This window comes from Microbacterium algihabitans, assembly GCF_032464975.1.
In the GTDB taxonomy this organism is placed as follows: domain Bacteria; phylum Actinomycetota; class Actinomycetes; order Actinomycetales; family Microbacteriaceae; genus Microbacterium; species Microbacterium algihabitans.
This window is the reverse complement of the sequence record NZ_JAWDIU010000001.1, coordinates 1,082,647-1,097,248: the sequence shown is the minus strand read 5'-3', so window position 1 is coordinate 1,097,248 and position 14,602 is coordinate 1,082,647. Positions and strand designations below refer to the sequence as shown.

15 protein-coding genes are annotated in these 14,602 nt (G+C 70.6%); 10 read left to right on the top strand and 5 right to left on the bottom strand.

The window, feature by feature from the left end; genetic code table 11:
• Nucleotides 1-238 precede the first annotated feature (238 nt).
• The gene (sufU, locus tag RWH43_RS05135) at nucleotides 239-694 is read right to left on the bottom strand and encodes a Fe-S cluster assembly sulfur transfer protein SufU (protein ID WP_316000843.1); all 456 of its coding nucleotides are present in this window, start codon (nucleotides 692-694) and stop codon (nucleotides 239-241) included.
• The gene (locus RWH43_RS05130) at nucleotides 691-1,944 is read right to left on the bottom strand and encodes an aminotransferase class V-fold PLP-dependent enzyme (RefSeq protein WP_316000842.1); all 1,254 of its coding nucleotides are present in this window, start codon (nucleotides 1,942-1,944) and stop codon (nucleotides 691-693) included. Before RWH43_RS05130 ends, sufU begins: the two co-directional genes overlap by 4 nt.
• 93 nt (nucleotides 1,945-2,037) lie before the next feature.
• Between RWH43_RS05130 and RWH43_RS05125 the strand changes: the two genes are divergently transcribed.
• Entirely contained in the window at nucleotides 2,038-2,388 is a 351-nt protein-coding gene (locus tag RWH43_RS05125) for an avidin-fold protein (RefSeq protein WP_230703979.1), read from the top strand.
• Between the two features lies 1 nt (nucleotide 2,389).
• On the opposite strand, the gene RWH43_RS05120 is transcribed toward RWH43_RS05125, so the two are convergent.
• A complete protein-coding gene (locus RWH43_RS05120) occupies nucleotides 2,390-2,926 on the bottom strand; it encodes an Lrp/AsnC family transcriptional regulator (RefSeq protein WP_144830646.1) in 537 nt (178 codons plus the stop codon).
• A 202-nt stretch (nucleotides 2,927-3,128) separates the two neighbouring features.
• Between RWH43_RS05120 and RWH43_RS05115 the strand changes: the two genes are divergently transcribed.
• The 9 genes from RWH43_RS05115 to RWH43_RS05075 all read left to right on the top strand — a co-directional run bounded on the left by RWH43_RS05115 (nucleotide 3,129) and on the right by RWH43_RS05075 (nucleotide 10,843).
• On the top strand, nucleotides 3,129-4,715 hold the full coding sequence (locus RWH43_RS05115; RefSeq protein ID WP_316000841.1) for an ABC transporter substrate-binding protein: 1,587 nt from the start codon (nucleotides 3,129-3,131) through the stop codon (nucleotides 4,713-4,715).
• Nucleotides 4,716-4,726: 11 nt separating this feature from the next.
• On the top strand, nucleotides 4,727-5,788 hold the full coding sequence (locus RWH43_RS05110; RefSeq protein WP_144830640.1) for an ABC transporter permease: 1,062 nt from the start codon (nucleotides 4,727-4,729) through the stop codon (nucleotides 5,786-5,788).
• Entirely contained in the window at nucleotides 5,785-6,693 is a 909-nt protein-coding gene (locus RWH43_RS05105; protein ID WP_316000840.1) for an ABC transporter permease, read from the top strand. Before RWH43_RS05110 ends, RWH43_RS05105 begins: the two co-directional genes overlap by 4 nt.
• The gene (locus RWH43_RS05100) at nucleotides 6,690-7,514 is read left to right on the top strand and encodes an ABC transporter ATP-binding protein (protein ID WP_154096945.1); all 825 of its coding nucleotides are present in this window, start codon (nucleotides 6,690-6,692) and stop codon (nucleotides 7,512-7,514) included. The genes RWH43_RS05105 and RWH43_RS05100 overlap by 4 nt, the downstream gene beginning before the upstream one ends.
• Nucleotides 7,507-8,346 carry an ABC transporter ATP-binding protein gene (locus RWH43_RS05095; protein WP_316000839.1) on the top strand — a complete coding sequence of 280 codons (840 nt, stop codon included), beginning with the start codon at nucleotides 7,507-7,509 and terminating at the stop codon, nucleotides 8,344-8,346. The genes RWH43_RS05100 and RWH43_RS05095 overlap by 8 nt, the downstream gene beginning before the upstream one ends.
• A gap of 73 nt (nucleotides 8,347-8,419) precedes the next feature.
• Entirely contained in the window at nucleotides 8,420-8,851 is a 432-nt protein-coding gene (locus RWH43_RS05090) for a chemotaxis protein CheY (protein WP_144830628.1), read from the top strand.
• A 2-nt stretch (nucleotides 8,852-8,853) separates the two neighbouring features.
• Complete coding sequence (locus tag RWH43_RS05085; RefSeq protein WP_186325471.1) at nucleotides 8,854-9,159, top strand: winged helix-turn-helix domain-containing protein; 306 nt, start codon at nucleotides 8,854-8,856, stop codon at nucleotides 9,157-9,159.
• Between the two features lie 247 nt (nucleotides 9,160-9,406).
• Nucleotides 9,407-9,883 (top strand): hypothetical protein, encoded by a 477-nt coding sequence (locus tag RWH43_RS05080; RefSeq protein WP_307207764.1) that lies wholly within the window; start codon nucleotides 9,407-9,409, stop codon nucleotides 9,881-9,883.
• A 252-nt stretch (nucleotides 9,884-10,135) separates the two neighbouring features.
• On the top strand, nucleotides 10,136-10,843 hold the full coding sequence (locus RWH43_RS05075; protein ID WP_144830619.1) for an Ig-like domain-containing protein: 708 nt from the start codon (nucleotides 10,136-10,138) through the stop codon (nucleotides 10,841-10,843).
• A gap of 208 nt (nucleotides 10,844-11,051) precedes the next feature.
• Here the strand turns inward: RWH43_RS05075 and RWH43_RS05070 are convergent, their stop codons facing one another.
• Nucleotides 11,052-11,723, bottom strand: coding sequence for a response regulator (locus tag RWH43_RS05070; RefSeq protein WP_316000838.1), 672 nt, complete (start codon nucleotides 11,721-11,723; stop codon nucleotides 11,052-11,054).
• Entirely contained in the window at nucleotides 11,720-14,242 is a 2,523-nt protein-coding gene (locus RWH43_RS05065; protein ID WP_316000837.1) for a DUF4118 domain-containing protein, read from the bottom strand. The genes RWH43_RS05070 and RWH43_RS05065 overlap by 4 nt, the downstream gene beginning before the upstream one ends.
• Between the last annotated feature and the right edge of the window lie 360 nt (nucleotides 14,243-14,602).

Genomic DNA, 14,602 nt, shown 5'->3' with positions numbered 1-14,602 from the left:
CGTACGTCTGACGGAAGGCTAGCGCGCCTCGGGCCGCGCGTATCCTCCGCGATCCGCGCATTCTCAGCCCGGATCGGCGGATGCCGACGGAGCTTGTGCGTATCGCTGACGTTGTGCGCCGCGTGCCCGCGCGTCGGCCGGGCGTATCCTCCGCGATCCGCGCAATCTCAGCCCGGATCGGCGGATGCCGACGGAGCTTGTGCGTTTCGCTGAGGTTGCGCCGCGCGTACCGCCGCGCTCAGGCCTCCCGCAGCCCCTCTTCGAGCGCGACCCACGCGAGCATCGCGCACTTCACCCGGGCCGTGTACTTCGACACACCCGACAGCGCGGCGGCGTCGGCGAAGGTCTCCTCGTCGAGGGGGATCTTGCCGCGCGAGCGCAGCGCCTCACGGAACTGCGTGATCAGCGCCTCGACGTCGGTCTTCGCCATGCCCTCGGCGCCGCCGTCTTCCTGCAGCAGGGCGACCAGCATCGACGCAGACGACTGCGAGATCGAGCAGCCCGCGCCTTCCCAGGTGACGGATGCCACCCGGTCGCCCTCGACGTCGACGCGCAGGGTGATCTCGTCGCCGCAGATCGGGTTGCGCTGGTGCACGGTCGCGCTGTGCGCCCCGGGTTCGGCCAGACCGAAACCGCGACGGTTCTTCGCGTGGTCGAGGATGAGCTCCTGATAGAGCGACTCGAGCCCGCTCATGCCGCGGCCCCCACGCCGAAGAAGCCGCGCACGCCCGACACGGCGTCGAGCAAGGTGTCGATCTCGGCCTCCGTGGTGTGGATCGCGGCGCTCGCTCGCACCGACGCCGTCATTCCGAACCGGCGGTGCAGGGGCTGCGCGCAGTGGTGTCCGACGCGCACGGCGACGCCGCGCGAGTCGAGCAACTGACCCACGTCGTGCGCGTGAACGCCCTGCACCTCGAAGGCCTGCAGGGCGACGCGCTCCGCGGCATCCGTGTCTCCGAGAAGACGGATGCCGTCGATCGAGCGCAGCCCCTCGCGCAGGCGCGTCTCGAGCGCGGCCTCATGCGCGTGGGCGGCGTCGAGGTCGTGCTCGCCGAGCCAGCGCACGGCGGCGGCGAGGGCGACCGCCTGCGACACCGGCTGCGTGCCCGGCTCGAAGCGCTGCGGCGGGGGCAGGTACTCGGCCCGGTCGAGGGTGACGGTGGTGATCATCGACCCGCCCGTGGTGAACGGCGGCAGCGCCTCGAGCACCTCGTCGCGACCCCAGAGCGCCCCGATGCCGTAGGGCCCGTAGACCTTGTGGCCCGAGAAGACGGCGAGGTCGACCCCGGATGCCGGCAGGTCGAGGCGCAGATGAGGGGCCGACTGGCACGCGTCGAGCACGGTCAGCGCGCCGACGCCGCGAGCGAGGGTGACGAGCTTCGCGACGGGGTTCACGATGCCGAGCACGTTCGACACGTGCGGGAAGGCGACGACCTTGGTGCGCTCGCCGATGAGCTCGGCCGCGGCGTGCATGTCGAGCATGCCGTCTTCGAGCACGGGGATATGGCGCAGGTGGGCACCGGTGCGGGCGGCGAGCTCCTGCCAGGGGATGAGGTTGGCGTGGTGCTCGGCCTCGGTCACGACGATCTCGTCGCCTTCGCGGATCTGCAGGTCGCCGCGGTAGCAGAGCGACCCGGCGACGAGGTTGAGCCCGGCCGTCGCGCCGCTCGTCCATACGAGCTGCTCGGGCTCGGCGCCGACGAACTCGGCGACGGTGACGCGCGCGTCTTCGAAGAGCTCGGTGGCCTTTGCGGCGAGGGTGTGGGCGCCGCGGTGCACGGCGGAGTTCGCCTGCTCGAGGAACTCGCGTTCGGCCTCGAGCACGGCGCGCGGCTTCTGGCTGGTGGCGCCCGAGTCGAGGTAGACGAGGGGCCGACCGTCGATCTCGGTCTCGAGGATCGGGAAGTCGGCGCGCACGGCGGCGACGTCGAAGGGGAGGCTCACCCCTCCAGGCTACGTCGCGCCGGATGGGTGGGTGCCGTGCGGTCTCGCGGCCGAGCGAGTCGCCTCGACCGAGGCGACCCCCATAATCGACAGATGACCGCCACGCTCCCCTCCCTCGACGGCCGCAGATTCCGCATGGTCTCGTCGACCACGTCCGCCGTCGATCCCGAGGCCCCCAGCATCTTCGAGTACTTCGAGCGCGACGGGGCGATCTGGGGAGGGTACGAGGGAGACACCGTGACCTTCGGCAAGTTCGTGGGCACGCGCACCGCCGACAAGATCTGGGTGTCGTTCGTGCACGTGCTGGTCGCCGACGGCACCGTGGTCACCGGAGACGGCGAGAGCGATCTCGAGCTGACCGAAGCCGGCGGCATCCGCCTCGTCGAGCACTACGAGATGCACGGAGCGCCCCAGCTGAGCGTGTGCGAGGAGATTTCCGCCTGACTCAGCGGGGCGGCAGCGTGTCGCGGCCGGGGGTTGCCGGCGTCCACCGCGTCATGCCCAGCAGGGTGTTCGTGGCCGTGCGGTCGGGCAGATCGGCGGGTAGCAGGTAGGGGCGGCGGATGACCTCGTCGAGCACGACCACGCTGACCACCGTCCGCACCTCGGGCAGCTGTGCGATGACGCCCGTCGAGAACTCGTGCACGCCGCTGACGTCGACGGCGCGGATCAGCAGCATCGCGTCGTGCTCGCCGGTGGTGATCGCGCACCACTCCACGTCGGGCATCTCGACGACCCGGTCGCGGAACGAGGCCCAGGCCTGCGGCATGACCGTCACGAAGACCAGCGCCCCGATCGACAGCCCCGCGCGGGCATGGTCGACCTGCGCGCTGAAGCCCGTGATGACCCCCTCCTGCACGAGGGCCTCGACCCGCGTGTAGGCGTTGGCACGCGAGATCCCGACCTTCTCCGCGAGCGCGGCTATCGAGATGCGACCGTTATCTCGCAGGACCGCGAGGATTTTGTACGCCGTATCGTCCAATGGCGTGACACTTCGTCCAGAATCCCTCGTAGGTTCCGCGACGTTGCTGGACATTCTGCTCCCAGTGGTTCATTGGCTGGACGGACCGACGCTGCCAGGTAACATCGCTGGACACATCGTCGCATAAGGTGCGAATCTAAACCCGGCCGTCCACTGAGGTGGCGGCCGTTCCCGAATGTACTCCTCGGCTCCGGAGGCCTCTATGTCGTCACGTCGCACCCCGTCGGTTCTCGCGATCGGAGCGGTGGCGCTCCTCGCGCTCGCCGGCTGCACCGGAGGCAACTCGGCGAACAACGGCAACTCATCGGACAGCGCACAGTCGCTCGTCATCGACACCGCGTTCTCCATCGAGACGACCGACCCGGGCCACACCTACGACCCCACCGGCAACATGATCGCCAAGGCGATGTACGAGACCCTCGTCGATTTCGACGGCTCCGACGTGTCGACCCCCCAGCCCGGCCTCGCGTCCTGGACGCAGAACGACGCGGCGACGGAGTTCACCTTCACGCTCGAGGGCGACCGCGTCTTCTCGGACGGTTCGCCCATCGAGGCGAAGGACGTCGTGTTCAGCCTCCAGCGCATCCAGGGCATGGCCGAGGCGAAGCCGAACTTCCTGCTCGGCGGCATCACCATCGCCGAGGTCGACGACAAGACGATCTCGTTCACGTCCGCGACCCCGCTGCTGCAGTTGCCCGCGATCCTCGCGAACCCCGCGCTCGGCATCGTCAACTCCGACGTGGTGAAAGAGAACGGCGGCAACACCGACGGCTCCGACTCGGCGCAGAAGTACCTCGACGGCGCGTCCGCCGGTTCCGGCCCGTTCGTGCTCGACACCCTCGACCTGTCGTCGCAGGTCGTGCTCACCCGCAACGACGCCTACAACGGCGACGAGAAGTCAGACTTCTCGCGGGTCGTGGTGCGCAACGTCACCGAGAGTGCCACGCAGCTGGCCAACCTCAAGGGCGGCGACTCGATGGTCGCGATGGACCTCAACGGCGACCAGGTCTCGGGCCTCGGCGACGGTCTGACGGTCGACTCGGTCCCCTCGGGTCAGACGATCTTCCTCCTGCTGAACCAGTCGCCCGCCGTGGCCGGCGACCTCGCGAACGTCAAGCTCGCCGAGGCGATCCGCTACGCCCTCGACTACGACAAGCTGCTCGAGCTCGCCGGTACCGGCGCCAAGCAGGCCACGGGCGTCATCCCGCTCGGATTCGAGGGAGCGCTCGAGTCGGGCGTCAGCCAGGACCTCGCCAAGAGCAAGGCGGCGCTCGCCGAGGCCGGCTACACCGGCCAGACCCTGCGCCTGCAGTTCCCGAACGACTACCCGGTCGGCGGCGTGGAGTTCACCCCTCTCGCCGAGCGCGTGCAGTCGCAGCTCAAGGACGCCGGCATCGCGGTCGAGCTCGCCCCCGCGCCCTTCGCCACCGAGCTCGACGCCTACGTCGGCGGCACCGAGGGCTTCGGCCTGTGGTTCTGGGGTCCCGACTACGCCGACTCCGCCAACTTCCTGCCCTTCGGCCCCGGCCTGAAGGTGGGTCTGCGTTCGGGCTGGACCGCTGAGGCGAACCCGACGATCGCGAAGATCGCCGCGGATGCCGCATCGGCCACCGACCCGACCGCTCGCACGGCCGCCTTCACCGACTTCGCCGAAGCCATGCAGACCGAGGGCCCGTTCGTGCCGCTCATCATCCCCGGCCGCAACATCGCCTCGGCGAACGCCGTCACGGGTGCCGTGTACAACTCGGTCTGGGAGATGGACATCGCCGAGATCACGCCGGCCGGCTGAGCGGTCCCCTCATGACGACAGTGCCCGTGCGCAGCGGGACGCGGCGACGCCGATCGCCCCTGGCCGGCTATCTCCTGCGTCGCGCGGGAACCTCCCTCATCCTGTTGGTGGGCGTGACCGTCGTCACGTTCGCGCTCACCAACCTGGTGCCGGGTGATCCCGTGTCGGCGGCGCTGGGTGAGGGAGCTTCGCAGAACCCCGCGACCCGCGAGGCGTTCATCAAGGCCCAAGGACTCGACCAGCCGCTGTTCGTCCAGTACTTCATCTACATGGGCAATCTGCTGCGCGGAGACCTCGGCACCTCGCTGGTGACCGGTCGCCCGGTCACCAGCGACCTCGCCACGGCGGTCCCGGCGACCATCGAGATCGCCATCGGGGCGATCATCCTCAGCATGGTGGTGAGCATCGTGCTGGGAACCCTCGCCGCCTACCGCCGCGGGCTCGTCTCCGACCAGGTGATCCGTGTGGTCACCCTGGTCGGGCTGAGCGTGCCGACGTTCTGGCTGGCTCTGGTGAGCTTCTACGTCTTCTTCCTCGAGCTGCGCATCGCGCCGGGGTCGGGCCGCATCTCGCCCGCCATCACTCCGCCTCCGCGCGTGACCGGTCTCTACACGGTCGACTACCTGCTCAACGGCGATGGGGTGGGGTTCATCGATGCCCTCGCTCACCTCGCCTTGCCGGTGATGGTGCTCTCGCTGGTCACGATCGGACTGCTCACCCGCTTCATCCGCACCTCGGTGCTCGAGGTGCTCGGGAGCGACTACGTGCGCGCCGCCCGCGCCAAGGGTCTGCCGGCGATGCGCATCATCGTCGACTACGTGCTTCGCGGTGCGTCGCTGCCCATCCTCACCGTCGTGGGCGTCGCGTTCGGGGCGCTGCTGTCGGGAACCGTGCTCGTCGAATCGGTGTTCGCGTGGCCGGGACTCGGCACCTACGCCTACAACTCGGCCGCGAACCTCGACCTGCCCGGCATCATGGGCGTCGGTCTCGTCGTCGGAGTCATCTACCTGCTCATCAACTTCATCGTCGACCTGCTGTACGGCGTGCTCGACCCCCGAGTGAGGATCGCATGAGCCACCTCGCCGCCGCGTCGAAGCGCGGGCGCTTCCGTTTCCGTTGGCCCCGTGCCTGGCGCACGCCCCTCGGCATCATCGGCACCGTCATCGCCGGCGCCTGGGTGATCGTCGCCTTCACCGCCCAGTGGTGGGTGCCCTTCGGCCCCAACGACCAGGTGCTCCCGCGTCTGCAGGAGCCGGGCATCGACACGCTGCTCGGCACCGACGGCAACGGGCGCGACATCTTCTCGCGCCTGATGACGGGTGCGACCGTCAGCCTCCCGCTCGCGCTCATGCTGGTGCTCGCCGCCCTGATCATCGGAACGGTGATCGGCGCCGTCGCCGGGTACTTCGGCGGGTGGATCGATGAGACGCTCATGCGCATCACCGACCTGTTCATGGCCTTCCCGACCGTGATCCTGGCGATGGTGGTCGCCGCCTCGCTCGGACCGTCGCTGTTCAACGCCGTGATCGCCGCGATCGTGGTGTCGTGGCCGCAGTACTCCCGCGTCACCCGCAGCATCGTGCTGGGTCTGCGCGGACAGAACTACGTCATCGCCGGTCGACTGCTCGGCCACTCGCCGCTGCGCACGCTGGCCATCGACATCCTCCCCAACATCGCCGGCCCCGTGCTCGTTCTCGCGACCCTCGACATCGGCGCGGCGATCCTGCTGCTCTCGGGCCTGTCGTTCCTGGGCCTGGGCGCACAGCCGCCCACGGCGGAGTGGGGCTCGATGATCTCGGGCGCGATGCAGAACTTCGACGCGTGGTGGCTCGGGGTGTTCCCCGGACTGGCGATCCTCACGGTCGTGCTCGCGTTCAACTTCCTCGGCGATGCGATGCGCGACGTGCTCGACCCCACGGCCGAGATCGCGCATGAGCGGCAGGCCGATCACCAGGCCTCGGCGGGGGTGCCCGCATGAGCACCCTCTCGATCCGCGATCTGACGATCGACATCGGTCGCCCGCTCGTTCGCGGCGTTTCTTTCGAACTCGAGCCGGGCCGCATCCACGGCCTGGCCGGAGAGTCGGGTTCGGGCAAGACCCTGACCTCGCTCGCCGTGCTCGGACTGCTTCCCCGCCAGGCGCGGACGGGTGGTTCGATCCTCCTCGCCGGCGAGGAGATCCTCGGGCTCGGCCGTCGCGCGCTCAACCGCATCCGGGGCAAGCGCATCGCGATGATCTTCCAAGACCCCTCGGCGTCGCTGCATCCGCAGCTGCCGGTGGGCCGTCAGCTCACCGACCACCTGCGGGTGCACCTGGGCTTGAAGGGCAAAGCTGCGCGCGCGCGGGCCGAGGAACTGCTCGAGATCGTGCAGGTGCCGCGTGCGGCCGAGGCGCTGGGCCGCTACCCCCACCAGTTCTCGGGCGGCCAGCGTCAGCGCATCGCGATCGCCTGCGCCCTCGCCTGCGACCCCGAGGTGCTGCTCGCCGATGAGCCGACCACCGCCCTCGACGTGACGGTGCAGGCCGGCATCCTGCAGCTGCTGCGCGACCTCGCGACCGAGCGACGCCTCGCCGTGCTGCTGGTGACCCACGACCTGGGTGTGATGAGCGCGATCGCCGACGAGGTGGCCGTCATGAAGGACGGTCTCATCGTCGAGCGCGCCGATCGCGAGACCCTCTTCCGCGACCCGCAGCACGAGTACACGCGTGCTCTGCTGGCAGCTCTGCCGGGGTCGAAGATCGAGGCTCCCGATGCCGAGTGGGCGGATGCCGTGACGAAGGGCGAGATCGATGAGTGAGGCCGCCGTCCTCGACGCGCAGGGAGTCACCGTACGCTACCCCGGCACACCGCCCGTGATCGCGGTCGACGAGGTGTCGCTGCGCGTCGCGCCCGGCGAGACCGTGGCGCTGGTGGGGGAGTCGGGCAGCGGCAAGTCGAGCTTCGCCCGCGCTGTCGTGGGGATCGAGAAGACCGCCGGCGGAACCGTTCTCTTCCAGGGCTCGCCGGTGGCACCGCTGGGTCTGCGTCGGCGCTCGGAGGCGCTGACGAGCATTCAGATGGTCTTCCAAGACCCCTCGACCTCGCTCAATCCGCGCCGGCGCGTGGGCGACCAGATCGCCGACGGCATCGCGACCGCCCGCGCCCGCGGGGCCGCCGGGTCGACGGTGGGCGAGTGGCTCGAACGGGTGGGCCTGCCGCCCGCCGTCGCCACGCGGTTCCCACACCAGTTCTCGGGCGGGCAGAAGCAGCGCCTCGCGATCGCGCGAGCACTCGCCGCGCGCCCCTCGCTGCTCGTCGCCGATGAGCCGATCTCGGCCCTCGACGCCTCGACGCAAACGAGCGTGGCGGCGCTGATGCGCGATCTGGTCGCCGAGGCCGGCGCGGGCATGCTGTTCATCTCGCACGACCTCGCCGTGGTGCGGCGCATCGCCGACCGGACCCACGTGATGTTCGGCGGCCGAGTGCTGGAGTCGGGGCCGACGGCGGAGGTATGGGCGGCTCCGCGGCATCCGTACACCCGAGCTCTTCTCGCCGCGATCCCCGAGCCCGACGGAGAAGGCCGGATTCCGGTCGCGCCGTCGGTCGCAGATCGGGCGGTGTGGGCCGAGGTGCCCGCGGTCCTGCGATAGGAACCTGTTGCGGGGGAAGTACTTGCCAATGTGGAAAGTACATGCCATGGTGGAGAAGTCGAAAGGATCCGCCATGGACCACACGCCCACCGTCACCCCGACCGAGGCGCGAGCACTGCTCGACCACGCCGACCGCCTCAGCCACTCGGCGCACAACGCCACGCGGTGGCCGTACATCACCTTCATCGTCGCGTTGGGCGTGGCGACCTCGATGGGCACCTTCGCCATGGCCCTCGCCACCGGCGACGCCTTCGGTCTCGCCTACGTCAGCCTGCTCGCGGTGATGTTCGCGCTCATCATCTTCTTCGTCATCAGCATCCAGGGGCGTTCCGCCTTCGCCCGCGGTCGCCGCTGGACGACCTACATCGCCAGCTGGTTCGTCTCGTACGCGATCGCGCTCTCGGTCGTGATCTGGGCGCACGGCAACGTACTGCTCGCCGGACTCGCCTCGGGCCTCGTGCTTCTCGTGTCGTTCGTGTGCGCGGCCCGCGAGGCCCGGTCGTGACCATGGCCGCCTCGCACCCGCGGCATCGTCTCGACGAGCTGCTGCAGAACCCCGTGCGCTTCTCGATCGTCGCGGCCCTCGACCGCGCGGGCACGCTGAGCTTCAAAGAGGTGCGCGATGCGATCGAGGTGACCGACTCCGCCCTCAGCAAGCAGGTGTCGAGCCTCGAGGCGGCCGGATACCTGTCGGTCGGCAAGTCCTTCGCGGGCAAGATGCCGCGCACCTCGCTCACCCTCACCACCCAGGGTCGCGCCGCCTGGCGGAGCCACCTCGCGACCTTGCGCGAGATCGCGGGCGACGTGTCGTGAGCACGGCGCGGTGCCGGGCGCGCGATCTCGCGGTCGCCCCGACCGCCACGCCGCGGAGCCGCGAGACGGCATCTCGCTGACAACCCGGGGTCATCCTGCACCGGAAATGTCAGCGAGATGCCGTCTCGGCGCACGACCCCCCCCGGCGCATCCTCCCCGCGAGTGAAGAGTGAGGAAAGCGTCCGCGGCCGTTCGCGAATCGTGAGGGCCGCGGATCCGCCGCCCGACGCGGCGTAGACCGGATGCCATGACCCTCACGGCCCTGCTCCCCACCCTTCGCGCCAGCATCCCGGCGCCCTTCGACGCGGCGGCGTGGCCCGCCGGCTCCGCGCCCACGCTCGACGACGTCACGGTGCGCGCGATGTCGGTCGGTCGATACGCCGACATCTGCGGCACGCCCTGCGTCTGCACGGGGCCCGCGGTGATCCCGGCCTCGGGTGGGGTGGCATCCGCCGTCCTGTCGACGACCGTCGTGGTGGCAACGGTGACGGATGCCACGCCCGACAGCCTGCGCCTCGACGCCTGCGTCGCGGGACTCGAGGCGGTCTGGCGTGAGGCGCGGCTCATCGGACGCGTCTCGCACGCCTACGACGAACCCTTCGCCGTCGTCGACGCCCACGGGGAGGAGTCGTGCGGAACCGTCGTGCTGCCCGGCGACGTGCGCGTGGGCGACCGCATCGCCTTCCCGTGTCCCGGATGCCACACGGTCGGGGAACTGCGCTGATGCTGCTGCACTCGATCGTCTTCGCGTCGCGCTGCGCCCGGGTGCAGGCGGAATTCCTGGCGGCGGAGGTCGACGACGAGACGGGCGACGACGCGCTCGTCGACATGCGCTGAGGGTGAAGAAGCCGGCGTCGTCGGCCTAATCGGACGAGGTCCGTCGTATCGTCGCGCGTGGCAGGGGTGACGATGACGGGGACCGTGCCGAGCGTGCGGCGCTCCACTCGCCGCTCACCGAGCGAAAGGGCGCGCCGATATGTCCGAGAACCTCACTCACGAGCACCGCATCCCCTCGCGCCGGGCCGTCGTCGGCGCTGCCGCCCTCACCGTTCCCGCGGTGGTGCTGGCCGTGACCTCACCCGCGCATGCGGGGTCGGACCCGGGGTCGGTCACCCTGACGTTCAGCTCGACCCTCGTGCGCTCCGGCGAAGCGGTGAACGTCACCATCGTGCGCAAGGACGCGTCCGGTCAGCCGCTGGCGGGGCAGTCGGTGACGCTGAGCGGCACGAGCGGGGCATGGCAGTTCGCTGCGCGCAGCGGCACGACGGACGCGAACGGCGTCTTCCGCACGCAGGCCATCGCGACCGGCCACGCCGACGCCACGGCGACCGCCACGGTGACAGCGACCGGCAGCGGCGGCACGGCCACCGCCTCGACGACCGTGACCTTCGCCCGCCGGGTGCTGTCGGTGTCGGTCTCGCCGACCAGCGTGGCCCCGGGCGGCAAGGCGACGGTGACGGTCAAGGTCACCGACAACGCCGGGAAGAACTGGGCGGGCCAGTCGGTCTCGGCCTCGGCGTCGGGCGGGGCGACGCTGGCGGCGAGCTCGGGAACCACCAGCTACTACGGCGTCTGGACGACGCAGATCACCGCGCCGGCGGCATCCGGATCATCGACCATCACGGCGGCGTACCGCGACAGCGATCAGAACCTCACCGCGACGGCGACGCTGACGATCTCGTGAGTCGGTCGCGCACCTCGGCGAGGTGGCTGGGAAGCGCGCCGATTTCGTAGGTGCCTCGGTCGGTGTGCATATCGGTGATGCGCAGTTGCGGGTCGGCGAGGGACTGAGGTGATGACGGGCGTCGTCTTCTCCATCGGCGAGGCCGCCATCACGATCGGGCAGCCGATCTGGAACGCCCGCACCCGTCGCAAGCCGGAGTGAGCGCCGGTCACACGACGAGTCGGTAGCCCATCCCCTGCTCGGTGAGCAGGTGCACGGGGTTCGACGGATCGGCCTCGAGCTTCTTTCGCAGTTGCGACATGTACAGCCGCAGGTAGCCGGAGTCGGCGACCTGCTCGCTGGCCCAGATCTCCTTCAGCAGCGTCTGGCGCGTGACGAGCGAACCGGGGTTGCGGGCGAGGAACTCCAGCATCCGCCATTCCGTGGGGGTGAGGTGCACCCGAGCGCCCGCGCGCAGCACGGCCTTTGCCGCCAGGTCGACCTCGACGTCGCCGAAGCGTACGACGGCGTCTCCCGCCGAAGGCACCGACCGCCGCGCGTGCACGCGCAGGCGCGCGAGCAGCTCGTCGATCTGGAACGGCTTCGTCACGAAGTCGTCGGCGCCGGCATCGAGCGCCTCGACCTTGTCGGCCGAGCCCGTGCGGCCCGAGACGACGATGATCGGAGCGGTCGTCCAGCCGCGCAGGGCCTCGATCACCTGCACGCCGTCGAGATGCGGCATGCCGAGATCGAGCAGCACGATGTCGGGATGCGCTTGGGCGGCGAGGGTGATCGCTGCGGCGCCGTCGGCCGCGGCCACCACGTCGTAGCCGTGCGCGGCGAGCGTGATGCGCAGTGCGCGGACCAGCTGCGGGTCGTCGTCGGCGATGAGTACCTTCACGGCGTCCTCCTGGAGCTTCCGGATGCCATGGCAGCCGCGCCCGCGACGGGGAGCGCCACGACCATGGTGAGCCCGCCGCCGGGGGTGTCTTCGGGGGTGAGTGTTCCGCCCATGCCCTCGGCGAACCCGCGCGAGAGCGCCAGGCCGAGGCCGAGGCCGGCGGTGTTGTCGGTGTCGCCGAGGCGCTGGAACGGCGAGAACATGTCTTCGCGGCGTTCGGCGGCGATGCCCGGTCCGTGGTCGATCACGCGGATCTCGGCCGTGCCGCCGAGGCGGCTCGTGGCGATGCGTACGCGCTCGCCGTCGGGCGTGTAGCGCTGGGCGTTCGTCAGCACGTTGACGAGCACCCGCTGCAGCAGCACCGGGTCGGCGCTGAGCATCGGCAGGTCGGGGTCGAGGGCGAGCTCGACGTCGTCGGGGCCGAGATCGAGCTCGTCGAGCGCCATGAGCACGACGCCCGCGGCATCCGTCGGCGTGAGCGACACCGCGAGCACGCCCGCCTGCACACGGCTCACGTCGAGCAGGTCGGTCACGAGGATCGAGAGCGTCGCGAGACTCTCGTCGGCGGTCTCGAGCAGTTCGCGGCGGTCGTCCTCGGAGAGGTGATCACCGGCGGCGCGCAGGCCGCCGAGAGAGGCGACGGCCGCGGCGAGGGGACGACGCAGGTCGTGGCTGACGGCCGACAGCAGAGCACTGCGCACCTGATCGGTTTCGGCGAGAGCGCCGACTTCGGCCGCGGTCTCGGCCAGGTCGGTGCGCTCGAGGGCGGCCGCGAGCTGCGCCACGACGACGTCGAGCAGGCGGCGCTCCGAGGCGTCGAGGTCGCCGCCGTGCAGCTCGAGCGTCGCGCGGCCGTCGCCGACGGGGAGGGCGACCCGGCGATCGTCGCGCACGGGCTCACCGTCGGTGGCGAGCACCGACCCGTCGGCCGCGATCAGCCGTACCCCGGCCAGGCCGAACGCCTCGCGGGCACGGCTCACCAGCGCGGGCACGGCGCTCTCGCCGCGCAGCACGCTGCCGGCGACCGTGGCGATCATCTCGGCCTCGGCGCCCGCGCGGCGCGCGGTGCGGTCGCGGCGGGCCGCCTGGTCGACGACGATGCTGACGAGCATCGCGATGACGACGTAGAGCACGAGCGCGATCGCGTGCACGGGGTTGCTGATCGTGACCGTGTACAGCGGTTGGATGAAGAGGAAGTCGAGCGTCACCCCCGACAGCACGGCGGCGAACACCGCGGGCCAGATGCCGCCGATGAGGGCGACGATCACGACGAGCAACTGGTAGGCCAGCACGTCGGTGGTGATGGAGTCGTCGGAGCCGGTGGACAGCAGCAGGAGCGAGACCACCGGTCCGCCCACGAGGGCCGCGACGAAGCCGAGGATGCGACGTTTGACGCTCAGCGCCGGGCCGGCGAGGCGGGGGAGGGCGAACCGGCCGCCCGCGCGCGCGTGGCTGACGATGTGCACGTCGATGTCGCCCGAGAGGCGGATGACGGTGGCACCGATGCCGGGACCGGTGAGGGCGGCGGCGAGTCGACCGCGGCGGCTCACGCCGATGACGAGCTGCGAGGCGTTGACCGAACGGGCGAAGTCGACGAGCGCGGTCGCCGGGTCATCGCCGACCACCTGGTGATACGAGCCGCCGAGCGATTCGACGAGGGCGCGCTGCTCGGCGAGCGTGGCCGGAGCGCTGGTGCGCAGGCCGTCCTGACTCGACACGTGCACGGCGAGCAGCTCGCCGCCGGCCGAGCGGGCAGCGATCCGGGCTCCGCGGCGGATGAGCGTCTCGCCCTCGGGGCCGCCGGTGAGCGCCACGACCACCCGCTCGCGCGCCTGCCACGAGCCCTCGATGCCGTGCTCGGTGCGATAGCGCTGCAGAGCCGAGTCGACCTCGTCGGCGAGCCACAGCAGGGCGAGCTCGCGCAGCGCCGTCAGGTTGCCGAGGCGGAAGTAGTTCGACAGGGCGGCGTCGATACGTTCGGCGGGATACACCGAACCTGCGGCGAGCCGATCGCGGAGAGACTGCGGCGCCAGGTCGACGACCTCGATCTGATCGGCGGAGCGGACCACGGCATCCGGAACCGTCTCCCGCTGCACGACCCCCGTGATCTTCTCGACCACGTCGTTGAGGGATTCGATGTGCTGCACGTTGACCGTCGTGATGACGTCGATGCCCGCGTCGAGAAGCTCTTCGACGTCGATCCAGCGCTTGTCGTTGCGCGAGCCGGGGACGTTGGTGTGCGCGAGTTCGTCGACGAGGGCGATCCGCGGATGACGCTCCAGGACGGCAACCAGATCCATCTCGTCGAGGGCGACCCCGCGGTGGGCGACGGCGCGGCGGGGGATGACCTCGAGGCCCTCGGCCTGGGCTGCGGTGGCGACGCGACCGTGGGTCTCGACGATCGCGATGACGACGTCGTGGCCCTCGTCGCGCAGGCGCCGGCCCTCTTCGAGCATCTCGTACGTCTTGCCGACGCCGGGCGCCATGCCGAGCAGCACGCGCAGGCGACCGCGCTTCACGAGGCACTCCTCGGGACCGAGGTCCCTGCGCTCGCCGAGGTCCTTGAGCTGCCCCAGGTCCCTGAGCTGCCCCAGGTCCCTGAGCTGCCCCAGGTCCCTGAGCTGCCCCAGGTCCCTGAGCTTGTCGAAGGGACCGCGACCCCCGCGGACGCTTCGACAGGCTCAGCGACCGCTCGCCGTTCCGCGATGCCCGCGGACGCTTCGACAGGCTCAGCGACCGCTCGCCGTTCCGCGATGCCCGCGGACGCTTCGACAGGCTCAGCGACCGCTCGCCGTTCCGCGACCCCCGCGGACGCTTCGACAGGCTCAGCGACCGCTCGCGTCCCAGCGACCGCTCGCCGCTCAGCGACCGCTCGCCGC